Source organism: Mesorhizobium sp. P2_D1 (assembly GCF_056404455.1).
This window is the reverse complement of the sequence record NZ_JBFUDZ010000058.1, coordinates 1-16,154: the sequence shown is the minus strand read 5'-3', so window position 1 is coordinate 16,154 and position 16,154 is coordinate 1. Positions and strand designations below refer to the sequence as shown.

General features: G+C 63.0%; 19 protein-coding genes. 4 read left to right on the top strand and 15 right to left on the bottom strand.

The genetic code is table 11. The annotated features are described in order from the left end of the window. Window positions 1–9: 9 nt before the first annotated feature. The 11 genes from osmF to AC1D0I_RS27715 all read right to left on the bottom strand — a co-directional run bounded on the left by osmF (window position 10) and on the right by AC1D0I_RS27715 (window position 9,642). Entirely contained in the window at window positions 10–921 is a 912-nt protein-coding gene (osmF, locus tag AC1D0I_RS27765) for a glycine betaine ABC transporter substrate-binding protein OsmF (protein ID WP_477399142.1), read from the bottom strand. 175 nt (window positions 922–1,096) lie between these two features. Further along, entirely contained in the window at window positions 1,097–2,314 is a 1,218-nt protein-coding gene (locus tag AC1D0I_RS27760) for an MFS transporter (RefSeq protein ID WP_477399140.1), read from the bottom strand. Next, window positions 2,311–2,811, bottom strand: a complete 501-nt coding sequence (nusB, locus tag AC1D0I_RS27755; protein WP_095081158.1) for a transcription antitermination factor NusB — start codon at window positions 2,809–2,811, stop codon at window positions 2,311–2,313. The genes AC1D0I_RS27760 and nusB overlap by 4 nt, the downstream gene beginning before the upstream one ends. Window positions 2,812–2,816: 5 nt before the next feature. After that, window positions 2,817–3,272: a 6,7-dimethyl-8-ribityllumazine synthase gene (locus AC1D0I_RS27750; protein ID WP_095081157.1), complete on the bottom strand. Its 456-nt coding sequence runs from the start codon at window positions 3,270–3,272 to the stop codon at window positions 2,817–2,819. A gap of 112 nt (window positions 3,273–3,384) precedes the next feature. Beyond that, window positions 3,385–4,002, bottom strand: coding sequence for a riboflavin synthase (locus tag AC1D0I_RS27745; RefSeq protein ID WP_477399138.1), 618 nt, complete (start codon window positions 4,000–4,002; stop codon window positions 3,385–3,387). A 64-nt stretch (window positions 4,003–4,066) separates the two neighbouring features. Next, window positions 4,067–5,185 (bottom strand): bifunctional diaminohydroxyphosphoribosylaminopyrimidine deaminase/5-amino-6-(5-phosphoribosylamino)uracil reductase RibD, encoded by a 1,119-nt coding sequence (ribD, locus tag AC1D0I_RS27740; protein ID WP_477399136.1) that lies wholly within the window; start codon window positions 5,183–5,185, stop codon window positions 4,067–4,069. A 2-nt stretch (window positions 5,186–5,187) separates the two neighbouring features. After that, window positions 5,188–5,667, bottom strand: coding sequence for a transcriptional regulator NrdR (gene nrdR, locus AC1D0I_RS27735; protein WP_095081151.1), 480 nt, complete (start codon window positions 5,665–5,667; stop codon window positions 5,188–5,190). Between the two features lie 158 nt (window positions 5,668–5,825). Beyond that, the gene (locus AC1D0I_RS27730) at window positions 5,826–6,464 is read right to left on the bottom strand and encodes a hypothetical protein (protein ID WP_477399134.1); all 639 of its coding nucleotides are present in this window, start codon (window positions 6,462–6,464) and stop codon (window positions 5,826–5,828) included. 72 nt (window positions 6,465–6,536) lie between these two features. Next, window positions 6,537–7,850 carry a serine hydroxymethyltransferase gene (gene glyA / locus AC1D0I_RS27725; protein ID WP_477399132.1) on the bottom strand — a complete coding sequence of 438 codons (1,314 nt, stop codon included), beginning with the start codon at window positions 7,848–7,850 and terminating at the stop codon, window positions 6,537–6,539. 183 nt (window positions 7,851–8,033) lie between these two features. Next, window positions 8,034–8,276 (bottom strand): hypothetical protein, encoded by a 243-nt coding sequence (locus AC1D0I_RS27720; protein ID WP_477399130.1) that lies wholly within the window; start codon window positions 8,274–8,276, stop codon window positions 8,034–8,036. A 112-nt stretch (window positions 8,277–8,388) separates the two neighbouring features. Next, window positions 8,389–9,642: a L,D-transpeptidase family protein gene (locus AC1D0I_RS27715; protein ID WP_457153523.1), complete on the bottom strand. Its 1,254-nt coding sequence runs from the start codon at window positions 9,640–9,642 to the stop codon at window positions 8,389–8,391. Between the two features lie 374 nt (window positions 9,643–10,016). On the opposite strand from AC1D0I_RS27715, the gene AC1D0I_RS27710 reads away from it, so the two are divergent. Next, window positions 10,017–10,550, top strand: coding sequence for a hypothetical protein (locus tag AC1D0I_RS27710; RefSeq protein WP_477307191.1), 534 nt, complete (start codon window positions 10,017–10,019; stop codon window positions 10,548–10,550). A 28-nt stretch (window positions 10,551–10,578) separates the two neighbouring features. On the opposite strand, the gene AC1D0I_RS27705 is transcribed toward AC1D0I_RS27710, so the two are convergent. The 4 genes from AC1D0I_RS27705 to AC1D0I_RS27690 all read right to left on the bottom strand — a co-directional run bounded on the left by AC1D0I_RS27705 (window position 10,579) and on the right by AC1D0I_RS27690 (window position 13,386). Then, on the bottom strand, window positions 10,579–10,980 hold the full coding sequence (locus AC1D0I_RS27705; RefSeq protein ID WP_477399129.1) for a hypothetical protein: 402 nt from the start codon (window positions 10,978–10,980) through the stop codon (window positions 10,579–10,581). Between the two features lie 189 nt (window positions 10,981–11,169). Then, entirely contained in the window at window positions 11,170–11,685 is a 516-nt protein-coding gene (gene ldtR / locus AC1D0I_RS27700; RefSeq protein ID WP_013896002.1) for a transcriptional regulator LdtR, read from the bottom strand. 238 nt (window positions 11,686–11,923) lie between these two features. Then, complete coding sequence (locus tag AC1D0I_RS27695) at window positions 11,924–12,346, bottom strand: DUF6163 family protein (protein WP_095081139.1); 423 nt, start codon at window positions 12,344–12,346, stop codon at window positions 11,924–11,926. Continuing rightward, complete coding sequence (locus AC1D0I_RS27690) at window positions 12,343–13,386, bottom strand: enoyl-CoA hydratase/isomerase family protein (protein WP_477399127.1); 1,044 nt, start codon at window positions 13,384–13,386, stop codon at window positions 12,343–12,345. Before AC1D0I_RS27690 ends, AC1D0I_RS27695 begins: the two co-directional genes overlap by 4 nt. Window position 13,387: 1 nt before the next feature. Between AC1D0I_RS27690 and AC1D0I_RS27685 the strand changes: the two genes are divergently transcribed. The 3 genes from AC1D0I_RS27685 to hemB all read left to right on the top strand — a co-directional run bounded on the left by AC1D0I_RS27685 (window position 13,388) and on the right by hemB (window position 16,040). Next, entirely contained in the window at window positions 13,388–14,065 is a 678-nt protein-coding gene (locus AC1D0I_RS27685) for a pyridoxamine 5'-phosphate oxidase family protein (protein WP_477399125.1), read from the top strand. Window positions 14,066–14,068: 3 nt separating this feature from the next. Then, window positions 14,069–14,899, top strand: coding sequence for a DUF2066 domain-containing protein (locus AC1D0I_RS27680; protein WP_477399123.1), 831 nt, complete (start codon window positions 14,069–14,071; stop codon window positions 14,897–14,899). A gap of 109 nt (window positions 14,900–15,008) precedes the next feature. Continuing rightward, entirely contained in the window at window positions 15,009–16,040 is a 1,032-nt protein-coding gene (gene hemB / locus AC1D0I_RS27675; protein ID WP_095085711.1) for a porphobilinogen synthase, read from the top strand. The last annotated feature ends 114 nt before the right edge of the window (window positions 16,041–16,154 follow it).

The following is a 16,154-nucleotide window of genomic DNA, read 5'->3' as shown; positions in this document are numbered from 1 at the left end:
GGAATCGTCCTACTTCAGGAAGCCGTTCTTCTTCAAAAAGTCCTCGGCCACGCCCTTGACCGGCTCACCGCCGACCTGCACGCGACCGTTCAGCTCTTGCAGCGTGACGAGGTCGAGCTTGGCGAAGACCGGCTTCAGCAGCGTCTCGATCTCGGGATGTTCCTTCAGCACCTTTTCGCGGATGATCGGCGCCGGCTGGTAGACCGGCTGCACGCCCTTGTCGTCCTCGAGCACGACCAGGCCGGACGGTGCGATGCCGCCATCGGTGCCGTAGACCATGGCGGCATTCGCCCCGCTGGTCTGATTGGCGGCGGCTGCGATGGTTGCCGCCGTGTCGCCGCCAGAGAGCGTGATCAGCTGGTCCGGCTTCAGCGTGAAACCATAGGTGGTCTGGAAGGCCGGCAGTGCGGCCGCCGAATTGACGAACTCGGCGGATGCGGCCAGCACCACCTGGCCGCCCCCCGTGACATACTTGCCGAAGTCGGTGAGCGTGGCGAGCTTGTTGGTCTCGGCGACCTCCTTGCGCAGCGCGATCGCCCAGGTGTTGTTGGCAGGCGACGGCGACAGCCAGACGATCTTGTTGGCGTCGTAGTCGAGCTTCTTGGCCGTCTCGTAGGCCTTGGCGGCATCCTTCCAGACCGGGTCGTCGGCCTTCTCGAAGAAGAAGGCGGCGTTGCCGGTGTATTCAGGATAGATGTCGATCTCGCCGGCGGTGATCGCCTTGCGGACCACCGGCGTGCCGCCGAGCTGGATACGGTCAGTGGTCTTGATGTTGTTGGCGTTGAGAACGAGCTGGATGATGCTGCCGAGCACACCGCCCTCGGTGTCGATCTTCGAGGAGACAACGACCTGGGCACTGGCGGAAACCGCCGTGATGCCGAGCGCCAATGCCGCGCTGGCCAGAACCTTGACTGAAAACATTGTGAAATCCCTTGCTGTGAACCGGAATGCGGCGGCCGCATATGAGCATGGCTTCAACGGCCAGTCGGGGCACACGGTTTCATAACATCTGGCACAGACGCAATAATTTTGTTCGGGCGCTGCGTATTCGACCGACACCATGCTGACAGGGCGTGTCAGGCATGCCGCGACCGGGTCAGGCGTCGGCTTTGCGCCGTCCCGTCAGCTTGAGCGCGCCGAGGGCGACGAAGCACAGAACGGTGACAGGGAAGACCATCCAGTTAAGCATGGTCCAGCCCCAGGCGTTGTAAACCATGCCCGACATCAGCGACGCGCAAGCGACAGAGCCGAACAGCACGAAGTCGTGGAAGCCCTGGACCTTGCCCTTTTCCGACGGCCGGTAGCTGGCCGCCACCATCGCGGTGGCGCCGATGAAGCTGAAATTCCAGCCAAGGCCGAGCAGGATCAGCGACGTCCAGAATTGCCAAAGCGCCAGGCCCGACAGAGCGACAGTGGCGCAGCCGATGAGCAGGACCAGGCCGGTGGCGACGATCCGTTCGGCGCCGAAGCGATGGATCAGCGAGCCGGTGAAGAAGCTCGGCGCGAACATCGCCATGACGTGCCAAGAAATGCCGAGCGTCGCATCGTCCTCCGACAGGCCGCAACCAACCATCGCCAGCGGCGCGCCAGTCATCACGAAGCTCATCAGGGCATAGCTGCCGACGGCGCAGAACAGCGCCGCGACGAAGCGCGGGTGGGTGACGATTTCGACCAATGGTCTGGCGTCGCTGTCGGCGATCTCCACCTTGCCCGATACCTTCGCCGGCAAGCGCAGGAACGACAGGATGATTGCGCCAACGGCCGCCAGCGGCAGGATGGCGGCGAACGAACCGGCAAACATCACCGGCGCGAACGATTCACGGGTGAAGATGACGATCTGCGGCCCGAGGACGGCGGTGACGATGCCACCGGCCAGCACGAAGGAGATGGCGCGTGCCTTGAACTGCGGCGGCGCATTGTCGGCGGCGGCAAACCGGAACTGCTGGACGAAGGCGCCACCGACGCCGATCACCAACAGGCCGAAGGCGAACAGCCAGAAACTGCCGTGGAAAAGCGCTGCTGTCGCAACCAGCCCGCCAAGCGCAGTGACGATCGTGCCGGTCATGAAGCCGCCGCGCTGACCCATGCCGCGGATGATGGCCGCTGCCGGCAGCGCGCCGAGCGCCACGCCGATGTTGAAGCCGGTGATCGGCGCTGTTGCCAGCGACTTGTCGGGACCAAGCAGATATTGCCCGGCCAGCCCCCCCATGGAGATGGCGATGGGGGCAGCAGAACCGATGATCGCCTGCGATGCGGCAAGGATCAAAGCGGTGCGCCGCGCATCCTTGCCTGCCTCGACGGCGATTGCCGTCATGATGCGTCCTTGCCGCGCCCCTCGCCACGCACCCGGCGAGACACACGGTCAAGCACAGCATTGACCAGCTTCGGCTCGTCTTCCTCGTAGAAAGCCTTGGCGATATCGACATATTCGGAGACGATGACGGCGACGGGAACATCCTCGCGCTTCATCAACTCGTAGACGCCGGCGCGCAGAATGGCGCGTAGCGTCGAATCGAGCCTCGACAGCGGCCAGTCCTCGGTCAGTGCCTGTCGGATGATCGGATCGACCGTCTTCTGGTTCTCGACGACACCGGCGAGGATAGCGCGAAACCATTGTGCATCGGCTTCACGATAGAGCGCGCCGTCGACTTCCTTGCCGAGGCGAAAGGCCTCGTATTCGGCGGTGATCTCGAAGACGCCGCTGCCGGCGACATCCATCTGATAGAGCGCCTGCACAGCGGCCAGCCGGGCAGCGCCGCGCTTGTTGGCCTGGCGTACCGGTGGTCGGTCGTTGTCTCCGGATTGCGTCACGCCGGTCAGGCTCCGAGCCGTTTCTTGACGGCGATCATGGTCAGCGCGGCACGGGCGGCAAAGCCACCCTTGTCGCCTTCCGTGCGCCGGGCGCGCGTCCAGGCCTGTTCGTCGTTTTCAGTGGTCAGGATGCCGTTGCCGATGCAGATCGATTCCTGCACCGACATATCCATCAGGGCTCGCGCGGATTCATTGGCAACGATATCGAAATGATGCGTCTCGCCGCGGATGACGGTGCCAAGCGCGACAAAGCCGTCATAGTCGGTGCCCTCACCCTCGGCGGCATCGAGCGCGAAGGAGATCACGGCCGGAATTTCCAGCGCGCCCGGCACGGTGACGACATCGTACTTGGCGCCGGCTTCGTCGAGCGCAGCCTTGGCGCCTTCGAGCAGCGCGTCCGCCAGATCATCATAGAAGCGGGCTTCGATGATCAGCAGCTTGAGTTTCTTGTTCCTGGGCATTTTGCGTCACGTCTCCGGCGGAGCCGGTGACTTAGGCCGAAGCCCGTTTGATCGCAAGCAGAAGATGTTGCACGTGCCCAGTTTGCCGCGGAAGTCCGYCCGACTGTGACCGTCAAAGCCCCTCTTTCGCGGCCTCCACCAGCCGCGCCGCGTAGCGGGCCATGGTGTCGATCTCGAGATTGACGCGGTCGCCAACCCTGCGCTCGCCCCAGGTGGTCACCGTCAGCGAGTGGTGGATCAAAAGCACGTCGAAACGCGTGCCTTCCACCTTGTTGACGGTGAGCGAGGTGCCGTCGAGCGCGACGGAGCCTTTCGGTGCAATGAACTTCGCCAGATCGCGCGGTGCTTCGAGGGTAAAGCGCACCGCGTCGCCTTCATCCCTGCGCTCGATGATCTCGGCCATGCCGTCGACATGGCCMGAAACGATGTGACCACCAAGTTCGTCGCCGATCTTCAGCGCCCGCTCCAGATTGATCCGCGTGCCCGATTTCCAATTCGTCGCCGTCGTCAGCCTGAGCGCCTCTTCCCAGGCCTCGACCTCAAACCAGCGCGCGTTCGTGCCGCTGTCGGGCAAGGCGGTAACCGTCAGGCAGACACCACCGCAGGAGATCGAGGCGCCGATGGCGATGGTTTCCGGATCGTAGGCGGTGTCGATGCGTAGCCCCACCCCTTCCCTTAGCGGCTCGACGGTCGCGACGGTGCCGACATCGGTGACAATTCCAGTAAACATCGGTGATCCTTCCGTTTGACCATGATCCTGTCCGAAAACCGGTCCCACTGTTCGGGATCGTGGTCTAAATGTCCCTGATCCACTCGGCGTAGCTGTCTTCACCGAAACGCATGTCGCGGAGCTTTCGAAATCCTGCCGGGATATGGTCGGCATCGATGGGCGATGCAATGCCGTCGGCGCCGATCGCTTCCGATCCCTGGAACAGCACGATGCGGTCGACCAGCTCCTCGGCCAGGAAAGCGCCGGCAACCTTGGCGCCGCCCTCGACCAGAACACAGGCCATGCCGAGCGCGGCCAGATCCTCGAGCAGTTCCGGCAGCGCAACGCCGCCCTCATGCGTTTCGGTGCCGATGAAGCGCACCCCGGCGCGCTCCAGCATGGTCCGCCGCAGCGGATCGGCCTCCAGGCAGGCGCCGACGTAAAGCGGCACCCGGTCCACGCCCGAAACCAGCTTCGAGGTCTCCGGCAACCTGATCTGCCGGTCGAGTACAATGCGCGCCGGCGACCGGTTCTCCAGCCCCGGCAAGCGCACCGTCAATGCCGGGTCATCCTCAAGGGCGGTGCCGATGCCGACCAATATGCCGTCGGCCTCGGCCCGCATCAGATACACTTCGCGACGGGCGACATCGCCGGTGATCGACACTTGCCCTTGGCCTTCCCTGCCGATCTTGCCATCGCTGGAAAGCGCAAGCTTGAGAATCACTTCGGGGCGTTTTTTCAACGACCTGATCAAATAGCCGGCCATCTGTTCGGCTGCTTCCGCCGCCAACACCTTCTCGACCACTTCGATCCCGGCGGCGCGCAGGATCGCGTAGCCCTGGCCGGACACGCGCGGATCGGGATCGCTGGCAGCGCCGACGACACGCGCGACACCCGCGTTGACCAGCGCGTTGGCACAGGGCGGCGTGCGGCCATGGTGGGCGCAAGGTTCCAGCGTGACATAGGCGGTGGCGCCGCGCGCCAGCGCGCCGGCCTCGGCCAGCGCCTCGGTCTCGGCATGCGGGCGGCCGCCGACAGCAGTGACGCCGGTGCCGACGATCATCGGGCCATCGCCGTCGTCGCGCACGATCAGCGTGCCCACGGATGGGTTGGTCGCGGTGCGCCCAGCATGCTTCCGCGAAAGGCGGAGCGCCGCTGCCATGAAACGGCGATCAAGGCCGGCCTGTCTGTCGCTTGCAATCATGCTCAGCCGGCGTCCTCTTCGCCCTTGATTTCGTCCCCCTTGAGCTCGCCGAGCAATTCGTGGAAATCCTTGGCCTCGCGAAAATTGCGGTAGACCGAGGCGAAGCGGACATAGGCGACATCGTCGAGCGACTTCAGCGCGTCCATGACCAGCCGGCCGACCTCACCGGAGGCCACTTCGGTCTCACCGGAGCTTTCGAGCTGGCGCACGATGCCGGTCACAGCGCGGTCGATGCGTTCGGGATCGACATTGCGCTTGCGAACGGCGATCTCCACCGAGCGCAACAGCTTGTCGCGGTCGAACGGCACTTTGCGACCGGATTTCTTGACCACGACGAGGTCGCGCAGCTGCACGCGTTCGAAAGTCGTGAAGCGGCCGCCGCAATCGGGGCAAACGCGCCGCCTGCGGATCGCGGCGCCATCCTCGGCGGGGCGCGAATCCTTCACCTGCGTATCTTCTGACTGGCAATAGGGACAGCGCATGGAGAAGCCTTTGGTTGGCGAATCTGGTGAAGCGAAAGGCTTAGAGGTTTTTGCAACGATGGCAAAGCAGCCCCTCGCCCCTCAGAGCCGCTCGCCCTGAGAGATAGCGAGCTGCAAGCAAGATTGCCAGCGCCGCAGGCGGCTGGACAGCGACGCCGTCAAGGGGCGACGTCGGTGGTCGCAAACCCGCATGATGCGCCGAGGCTGCGATAGGCCTTGGTGAAGCCGTCCATGGCTATGCTTCCAACCGGCGCGTCGCCAAAGGACACATCGAGCACCGATGCGCGGCGCATGACGCGCAAGAGCGCCAGGCTGGTCTTGGCCTGATTGTCCACGGTCCAGCTGAGCCGGCCGCCCACGGTGGCGTCGGAATGGAGCTTGGCGGCGACGTGGCCCTTGTCATCGCCAAAGGTTGCCGCGACCGACTTGCCCGTTGGCAGCGCCGTGTTGTCGGCCGCAATGGTCACGGACGGATAGGCAGCCGGCGGCAGTGCATCGCCGTTCGTGATGATAAGCGTCAGAGTGCCGCTTTCGCCGCGGGCGCCGATAAAAGCGGTCGACGCTGCACAGGTCTTGCGGATGTCCTCGCCGGTATCGACCTCGTCGACCAGGGTAGACCATCTGCCGAAGGTTTCAAGCTTGGGCGCCGCCGGGGCGGGTGCCGCGGGTGCGGCCTGGGCGGGTGCCGGTTGCGCAGGCGCGGTTTGCGCCGAGGCGATGCCGGAGAGCGGCAAGACAATCGAAGCAGCCAGGACGCCGGCGATGGCAAGGTCGGCGAGACGGACAATTCGCATCATCAAGGCTCCTGTCGCAGCCTTGCCGCGACGACGCCTGTCCGTCGCGGCAAGGTGGTGAGACCTCCTATCTTGTCAGCCGAGATAGGGATAGAGCGGAAAGCGGTCGGTCAGAGCCACAACCTTGGCCTTGACCGCCGCTTCGACAGCGGCGTTGCCCTCGTCGGAATTGGCGACCTTGAGACCATCCAGAACTTCGGCGATCAGCTTGCCGATTTCGCGGAACTCGGCCTGGCCGAAGCCGCGTGTTGTGCCGGCCGGGGTGCCGAGGCGCACGCCCGAGGTGACGAAAGGCTTTTCCGGGTCGAACGGAATGCCGTTCTTGTTGCAGGTGATGTTGGCGCGGCCGAGCGCTGCCTCAGCGCGCTTGCCGGTGGCGTTCTTGGGACGCAGGTCGACCAGCATCAGATGGTTGTCGGTGCCGCCGGAGACGATATCGAGGCCGGTTTCCTTGAGGCTGGAGGCGAGCGCCTTGGCGTTGGCGGCGACGCTCTCGGCATAGACCTTGAAGCTCGGCTTCAGGGCTTCGCCGAAGGCCACCGCCTTGGCGGCGATGACATGCATCAGCGGGCCACCTTGCAGGCCGGGGAACACCGCAGAATTCATCTTCTTGGCGATGTCCTCGTCGTTGCACAGGATCATGCCGCCGCGCGGGCCGCGCAGCGACTTGTGCGTGGTGGTGGTCACCACATGGGCATGCGGCAGCGGCGACGGATGCACGCCTCCGGCGACGAGACCGGCGATGTGCGCCATGTCGACCATCAGATAGGCGCCAACCGCGTCGGCGATCTCGCGAAAACGCTTCCAGTCCCAGACACGCGAATAGGCGGTGCCACCGGCCAGGATCAGCTTCGGCTTGGTCTCATGGGCGGTCTTCTCGATGGCGTCCATGTCGAGCAAATGGTCGTCCTGGCGCACGCCATAGGACACGACCTTGAACCATTTGCCGCTCATGTTGACCGGCGAACCGTGGGTCAGGTGGCCACCCGAATTGAGGTCGAGCCCCATGAAGGTGTCGCCGGGTTGCAAGAGCGCCAGGAACACCGCCTGGTTCATCTGGCTGCCGGAATTCGGCTGGACGTTGGCGAAGTTGCAGCCGAACAGCTTTTTGGCCCGCTCGATAGCAAGTTCCTCGGCGACGTCGACGAACTGGCAGCCGCCATAGTAGCGCTTGCCCGGATAGCCCTCGGCGTATTTGTTGGTCATGATCGAGCCCTGCGCCTCGAGCACGGCGCGCRAGACGATGTTTTCAGAGGCGATCAGTTCGATCTCGTGGCGCTGGCGACCGAGTTCGTTGCGGATGGCGCCGAAAATCTCCGGGTCGGCATCTTCCAGCGTGGTTTCGAAGAAGGATTCAAATTTGTTCGACACTGCCGCTGCTGATGCCATGGCCTGAAATCCTTGGGTTCGGGGGCAATTTTGATTTATGCATGTCGCTGTCCCAAAACCGCTGCACACTTTTGGGCGACACGCATTCGCCGCGCCATTAACACAGTTGTTTTCGCCCCGCCACGTTTGCGGCGCGAAATTTGCTGGCCGGTTTGCGCCAGCGAGGCAACGAGCGTGCTATTTTCACGCCTGCCGTCCCTTCAGCAAGGCCTCGGCAAGCGTGATCTCGGTGAACAGCGCCCGCGCCGCGTGGTCGTTGATCTCGCGCACCGGCCAGGCGAGTGCGGCGCCTATGGCGATCTGCAGCACCGGCAACGGCACCCGCACCAGGCGCACCAGCGCGCCGGAAACGGCGACGAAGACGAGCACAGCCAGAATGAAGACGGCGACATCCATGGTCCGGTTCCAGACTTGTCCGCCGACCATGCGCAAAGCCGGCCGATCCGTCTAGCCGCCCTCCCGCGAAAAGGCGCAGGCAATCCGAGCAACGAAAAGGCCGCCTTAACCGGCGGCCTCTTCTGGTAAAAAAATCAGTTAGTTAAAGCGAAGACGTGATCTGCAGCTCGTTGGCACCGTCGAGCGCGTAGACGTCGTCGCGGAACTGCACGACGCCCGGGCCCGTCGACCAGGCCGAGAGATAGAGGAAATGTACCGGCACCGGGTTGGTGACCTCGACCGGCGTGTTTTCGCCGGTCTTGATCGTCGCCTCGAAATGCTGGCGGTCCCAGCCGGGCGTGTCGCGCAGGATCCAGGTGACGAGGTCGCGCACATTCTGCACGCGCACGCAGCCCGAGGAATCGAAACGCATCATCTTGCCGAACAGGCTCTGCTGCGGCGTGTCGTGCATGTAGACGCCGTCCGGGCTCGGGAAATTGATCTTCACCGACGCCATGGCGTTGCCCGCGCCTGGATCCTGGCGGAAGCGATACTTGGCGGCGTCGTCGGTCGACCAGTCGACATTGAGCGGGTCGACCTCGCTGCCGTCCGGAGCGAACAGCCGGATATGGCTGTCCTTCAAATAGTTGGGATCCTTCCGCATCAGCGGAATGATGTCCTTGCGGACGATCGAGACCGGCGCATTCCAGTACGGATTGACGATGATCTCGTTGATCTTGGAATTGACGATCGGCGTTTGGCGATCGATCTTGCCGACGATCGCGGTGTGGCGAAGCACGACGCGGTCATTCTCGACCGCTTCGATCTGCGCCGCCGGAATGTCGACCAGCACGTAGCGGCTGCCAAGCGTGCCAGCCTTCTCCTTCAGCCGCTGCAGGTTGGTCTGTAGCTGGCCAAGCCGGATTTGCGCCGAAACGTTTATCGCCAAGTAGGTGTATTTGCCCATGGAGCCGTCGGCGGGCAGGCCGTGACGCAACTGGAAGCGCTTGACCGCCGAGTCGACATAGGAATCGAAGGCCGTCGAAATGCCGGCGCTCTGCGACAGGTCGCCAGAGACCATCAGCCGCTTGCGCAACGGCACGACATCGGGATCATCGACGCCGAGCTGCAACTTCTTGGTCGCGGGCACCTCTACCCAGCCGCCCTGGCTGACGATGTTTTGGTATTGCGCCACCGCCTGCTCGGTAAAGGCGACGGTCTGCGGGCTGAAGATCGGCAGCGTCGAGGCCACCTTGCCGCCCTCGCTGGCCCGGGCGTCGAACTGGTCGTCCCAATTGCCGCGCGCCGAGGATTTCAGGATATCACCGATGACATCCTGCGCATTGGCACCGCCGGCGACCATCGCGGCTGCGAGCGCGGAGGCTCCGGAAAGGAAAAAACGGCGGCTGGTTCTCATGGACGTTCCAGACATTCTTGTAGCGTTCGATCTTGCTGCATTCGGTTTTCAGGGCGATGTTGCCCGCACTCTAGAGTTGGCAATCTTAACAATTAGCCAACCATGTCCGTATCAGTTCGGCCACAAACGCTTGAGCCGCGACACGGGTTCCGGGTGAACGCACGGCCTTCACCACAGCATCACCGGCATCCTCGGTTCCATTGGAATATGGCGGCAACGTGGCCTTGGCCCGCGATTTGCGTCGGGCGACGCGGCGAAATGAAAAGCCCGTGCTTTTTCGGTACCGATCCGTGATGGCCGGCCACGATAACGACCGGTTACTACGAGCCCTTGATGCTACACTGACATACTAGTCCAACGCGGGGAACGAGACCATGCCTGGCGTCCTTTCAATCGTCGCGGCCTTTGCCTTGGCCGGAGGTCCGAACGGCAGCACCCCGACATCGGAGGAAGCGGTTGCCTATTTCGTGCACGGCCTGGAACAGGGCGCGATCCCCAAATACGGGCAGCAGACCGACGAACCGCTGAAGCAGGTGTCCCGATCGCCGGCGATCTTCACCAGCACTGGCCCGAACGAGGTCGGCGACAAGACCGAAACGCTGAGGTTCATCGTAACCCGGCTGGACGACTGCACCTACAGAGCCGAACAGCAGTTCGAGGAGGACGGCGACATCTATTACCGCCTGACCTATGAACTGCGGCTTGGCGGCGTAACCGGCCTGTCGTTCGACAATCCGCCGGCAACCATCGCGCTGAAGGGGCTGGTGAAGACATGCACGACCGACACCGAGGGCAGCTGCGACCTGACGCGGGAGCCCGAAGCAATCGGTCCGTTCTTCGGCGAGCCCGTCCAGGCCGAACAGGCGCTTGCCTATTTCCACGAGAAATTCTGCCAGCTGAAGCCGTGATGCTATCTGGGCTGGCTATCTCACGATCTCAGTGCGGATTTTCAACATTTGGGGCCGGACTTGGCTGCGCCCTCAATTCCGAACATCTTTGCAACACCTCCTGCTGGGGATAGCGCAGAACCTTGTTTTCCTCCAGTTTGAGCAACAGTTCCCGCCTCTTGTCTGTGCTTTCACCATCCGTACACGACATGTCCAGGATGACGACATCCAGGCGGTTGATCTTCTGAATTTCGTCCAACGTGCAGCCGACCTCCCACATCTCGACTGCCTTGTCGGTAAACGTCACGATCGAGTCATTGTTGTCACATGGGGCGCTGCCTTCCGCGGCGAAAGAATCCTTCCACCACTCCTCGGCAAAAGCCATTTGCGGGACCAACAAAAGCACTGCGGCAACCGAGCAGATCTTCGAGCGTTTTCCCAAACCCATCATGCGCCCCCTCCGGGCCGTGACATTAGGCACTGCTGCAACGAAAGCAAACCCGGCAGAACAACGCCGGCCGGGCGCCTGGGCGTCGGAATCAGGAAGAGAAAAGGGCCGATGCCTTTCGGCACCGGCCTTGACCAGAGGTCGACATTTCGGCCGCGCTTCTGTGGCGCGGGCCAGATCCGATGCGCCGGCTTACATCCGGTAGGCGATGGTGTCGTTCCAGAAGCGATCGAGCCGCTGCAGGGCGCGGTTCATCTGCTTGAACTCGTCGGTGTTGATGCCGCCGACCTGCTCGATCGAGCCGACATGGCGCTCATAAAGACCGGCGACGACGTCCGCCACCTCGTTGCCCTTCGGCGTCAGCGAGACGCGGACCGACCGGCGGTCGATGCGCGAGCGCTGGTGGTTGATGAAGCCGAGATCGACCAGCTTCTTCAGATTGTAGGAGACGTTGGAGCCGAGATAATAGCCGCGCGAACGCAGCTCGCCGGCGGTCAGCTCCGAATTGCCGATGTTGAACAGCAGCAGCGCCTGGATGGCATTGATATCGGAGCGGCCGTTGCGGTCGAACTCGTCCTTGATCACGTCAAGCAGGCGGCGGTGCAGCCGCTCTACAAGCTGCAGCGATTCCATGTACAGCGAGCGGATAGCCTCGCGGCGGTCGTCGGATACGTTGGCGGTCTTCGCCGCCGGACGCGAATTGATCATTGTCTTTGCCTCTCGTTTGTCGCCCTGGTGATTTTTTGTTTTTCACCTTGATCGCGACACTATCGAATACTCATAAAATTCGACTTAAACGCTAGGGCTAACAAGAGCTTACCGGTAAGAGGTTTCGAAAGAGGCTTAACGAACGGTCTCCCGAGCAAGGATAATTAACCTAAAGATTTAGCCAACAATTGCGGGGCCGAGTTGAGGCAGCCGCCAGGGTGCCAATGGRCTCAAGGGGTTAGTGCCGCACCGGTCGTTTCTGCAGCCAGATGATCACGCGGAAAGCGATATAAAGCAGCGCCACGACCGCATGCGAGACGACGATGAGCATGCGGTGGCCGAAAAGCTCGGGAAAACCGGCATACATGACCGTCTCGGTCACCGCGCAGATAAACCAGATGACGGGCCCCCAGGACGCCAGCATCCACAGGCCAGCCGCCGCGAAGGGGAAAAACACGGCAAGCATCACCGCCGCCACCTGCCAGTGCACCGGCATCAGGTCGAAGCGCCACAACGAGCCCGGATAGAAGCCGATCAGCCTGATCCAGTAGAGAATGCCGAACAGCAGGCAGTAGCCGGCGACGACGCGCTGGAACCAGGCGAAGATCAGCTCCACGCCCGAGGGCTGCAGCACGACGCGTCTGGAGGTCACCTCGCTCAAAGGTCGAGCTCCCGGTCGCCAAGCGAGGCGAAATAGGCGTCGACATCCGCCTCGCTGACCGCACCAAGGTTCGCCGGCCGCCATTGCGGCTTCGAGCCCTTGTCGATGATGGCGGCGCGGATGCCTTCGTAGAAGTCGTGGCCGGCCAGCATCCGGTTGAGGATGCGGAATTCCATCTTCATGCAGGCGTCCATGGACATGGTCAGCCCGGCGCTGATCTGGCGCCAGGCGACGCGCAGGCTGGTCGGAGAACGCGTCCGGATCGTCGCCAGCGTCTTGGCGGCGAATTCGTCAGCGCCTGCCGCCCGTTCCAGGCTGTCGATGACGGCCTTGAGGGATGGTTGCGAAAAATGACGCACGATCGCCTCCAGCGTCGGCCTGTCGGTTTCCCGTTTTGCCTGGACGAAGAAACCGCGCAACACCGATTCCGGATCGCCGGTCAGCGTCAGCCGGTCAAGGAAGCCGCCCTGGTCGGCGGCCTTGATGGTGTGGGTGGCGAGCCCTGACCACAGCGCGTCGCCATAGCGGATACGATTGCCGGTCAGCGCCAGATACATGCCGAAGGCGCCGCCGAGATCGGGCAGCAAATGGCTGGCGCCGACATCCGGGAAAAAGCCGATGCCGACTTCCGGCATGGCGAACTGGGCATTTTCGGTCATCACCCGGTGCGAGCCGTGGAAGGAGATGCCGACGCCGCCGCCCATGACGATGCCGTCGATCAGCGCGACGTAAGGTTTCTTGAAGCTGTTGATACGGGCGTTGAGCCGGTATTCGTCGGCGAAGAACTCGACCGGCGGCTTTCCAGCCCGGCCAGCCTCGTAGATATGCAGGATGTCGCCGCCCGCTGAAAACGCCCTGCCCTCGGCCTTGACGATAACGACATCGACGCCCTGGTCGATCTCCCAGGCGCGAAGAGCAGCGTCGAGCGCCCGGATCATGCGGTGCGTGACGGCATTGAGCGCCTGCGGTCGCGTCAATGTGACGACGCCGGCCCGGCCCAGATGTTCGAAGCGGATCTCGTCGCCTCCGCCAAAATCCATCGTGAAAGAATCCCTCCCCCGCGCCGCCGGGATTGAAGTGCTAAAGCGTGGCGCATGGGTGCGTCAATGCCAAGCCCGGTGGATGTCGGGTCAGTTTGCATTTCAAGAGAGGCAAGGCGCCATCCTTTGCGTCGCGGCCAAATGGTGCAACCATCCGTTTGTGAGCCTATTGGGAGATTATTTGGCGATGCCGCGAGAGTTCGACCCGGACGATGTTCTCAGTCGCCCGCTGATGGCGAATTTGGCGACCGTCAGCGCGGACGGCGCGCCGCGCAACGCACCAGTGTGGTTCATCTGGGAGGACGGTGCGATCTGGCTTCTCGGGTCATCGGATGGAAGCGCGGTAAAGCATCTTGAAAGAGACCCGCGCTGCGCGGTGGAAATTGTTCACTTCGACAACAATGGCGGCATCTTGCTGCACCTCGGACTGCGCGGCAYCGCCACCATCGAACCGATGTCGCCAGACCGCTTCAAACGGCTCCTTCACAAATATCTCGGCCCCGAAGCAAGCTGGAACGAGTGGTTCATCGACAACGTGGCCCAGATCGAACATCCAGACGGGCGCATGATCAGGCTTGCCCCAGCCAGCATTTTCACCAACAACGTATCGTTCTTCAGAACCGGCCCTGACCTTGCATGGCCGCCATATATCGACGACGGGTCTAGAAGCGAACGGTGAGCCATGCCGCAGTTTTTGCGCCTCGCACTTGTTCTGGGTGGCCTGCTGACCTTCTGGGCCATCAATGGCCTGGCCAGGGCGGCCGATCTCGAGGATCTCTATCAGTCGCAGACCATCGTCAACGGTAAGTATGAAAAGCATCGCGAGGTCGGCTTCAAGTTCTGCCTCGACGCGGTCCTGGTCCGCGTTTCCGGCGATCAGCGCCTGCCGGCGAAACCGGAGATGACGGCACTGCGCGACAAGGCCGGCAGCTTCGTCGCCAGCTTCCGCTACCGCGACCGCATGGAAGGCATTCCCAACCATGATGATCAGGGCACGTATGACCGGCCTCACAATCTCTATTGCCACTACAGGCCGGAGGTGATCGATCCGGTGCTGGCTTCGCTCGGCAGCAGGCCGTGGCTCACCGAGCGGCCACGGCTGGCGGTGTTTTTGGCGGCCGAGCGCGACATCAGGCATTTCGCGCTCGATGCCGATGACGAGCGAGGCGTGCTGATGCGCGAATCGTTCAGCAATGCCGCAGCGCCGCTCGCCATGCGGGTGGCTTTTCCCACCACAGCGCTGCTGTCGCAGGCTGGACTGGACGACAGGACACTGCGCGGCGCGGACATGGCAATGCTGGACATGGTTGCGAAAAAGGCCGGCGCCGATCAGGCACTTTCCGGCAGCATCGTGTGGAGCGACAAGGAGTTCGGCTGGATTGCCGACTGGCGGCTGGCCATGGCCGGCAAGACCTACACCTGGCAGGTGCGCGGCGTTTCATTCGACGAAGCTTTCCGCGTTGCAATGAAGGGCGCGGCGCAGATCCTGTCGGGCAATGGGCAACCGGAATAGACCCGACCTGATCGCTGGCACAAACGTGTCGCATTGGTCAGCGGCAAGGGCTCGTGGTAAAAGCCGCCGAACGAGAGTTTTGGCGATGAATAAATTCACCCCGACGGCGATGAACAAATTCACACCGGCAAAGCCAGCCGGCACGCGCAGCGTCGACGACATCACCGGCAGCCGCCGCTTGCGCCGTATGCGCAAGGCCGACTGGTCGCGCCGACTCGTGCAGGAGAACCGGCTTACGGTCGACGACCTGATCTGGCCGATCTTCGTCGTCGACGGCAGACAAGTGCGGGAGCCGATCGCCGCCATGCCGGGCGTCTTTCGCCTGTCGATCGATCTCGCCGTCAAGGAGGCCGAACGCGCGGCAAAGCTCGGCATTCCCGCACTCGCCACCTTCCCCAATGTCGATATCTCGCTTCGCGACCAGACCGGTTCGCACATTCTCGACCCCGACAACGTCATCAACCGCGCCACCCGGGCGATAAAGGACGCGGTGCCTGAGATCGGCATCATAACCGATGCCGCGCTCGATCCGTTCACCAGCCATGGCCATGACGGCATCCTGCGCGACGGCATCATCGTCAATGACGAGACGGTGGAACAGCTGACCGCCGCGGCCGTCATCCAGGCGGCAGCCGGCGCCGACATCATCGCGCCGTCCGACATGATGGACGGCCGCATCGGCGCCATCCGCGACGCACTCGACGCCAACGGTTTCCAGGACGTGGCGATCATGTCCTATGCGACCAAGTTCGCCTCGGCCTTCTATGGTCCCTATCGTGAGGCGGTCGGCACCGCCGGCCTGCTCAAGGGCGACAAGAAGACCTATTATATCGACCACGCCAATTCCGACGAGGCGGTGCGCGAGGCCGAACAGGACATCGCCGAGGGCGCCGACATGCTGATGGTCAAGCCCGGCCTGCCCTATCTCGACATCATCCGGCGGCTGAAGGATGAATTCCAGATGCCGACCTTCGCCTACCAGGTGTCAGGCGAATATTCGATGATCAAGGCCGCCGGCGCCAATGGCTGGATCGATGGCGAGAAGGCGATGCTGGAATCCCTGCTGGCCTTCAAGCGCGCCGGCTGCGACGGCATTTTGACCTATTTCGCGCCCGAAGTGGCAACGATGCTGAAGGGATAGTTTTTTCTTTCCACCGATGGCCGGTCGCGGCGGGCAACGCCGGCGACCTCCTCGATGTCCATCAACAATTTCCGGCTTCCGGTCGGGAGCCCGAGCGAAGGTCCGAGCGAAGGT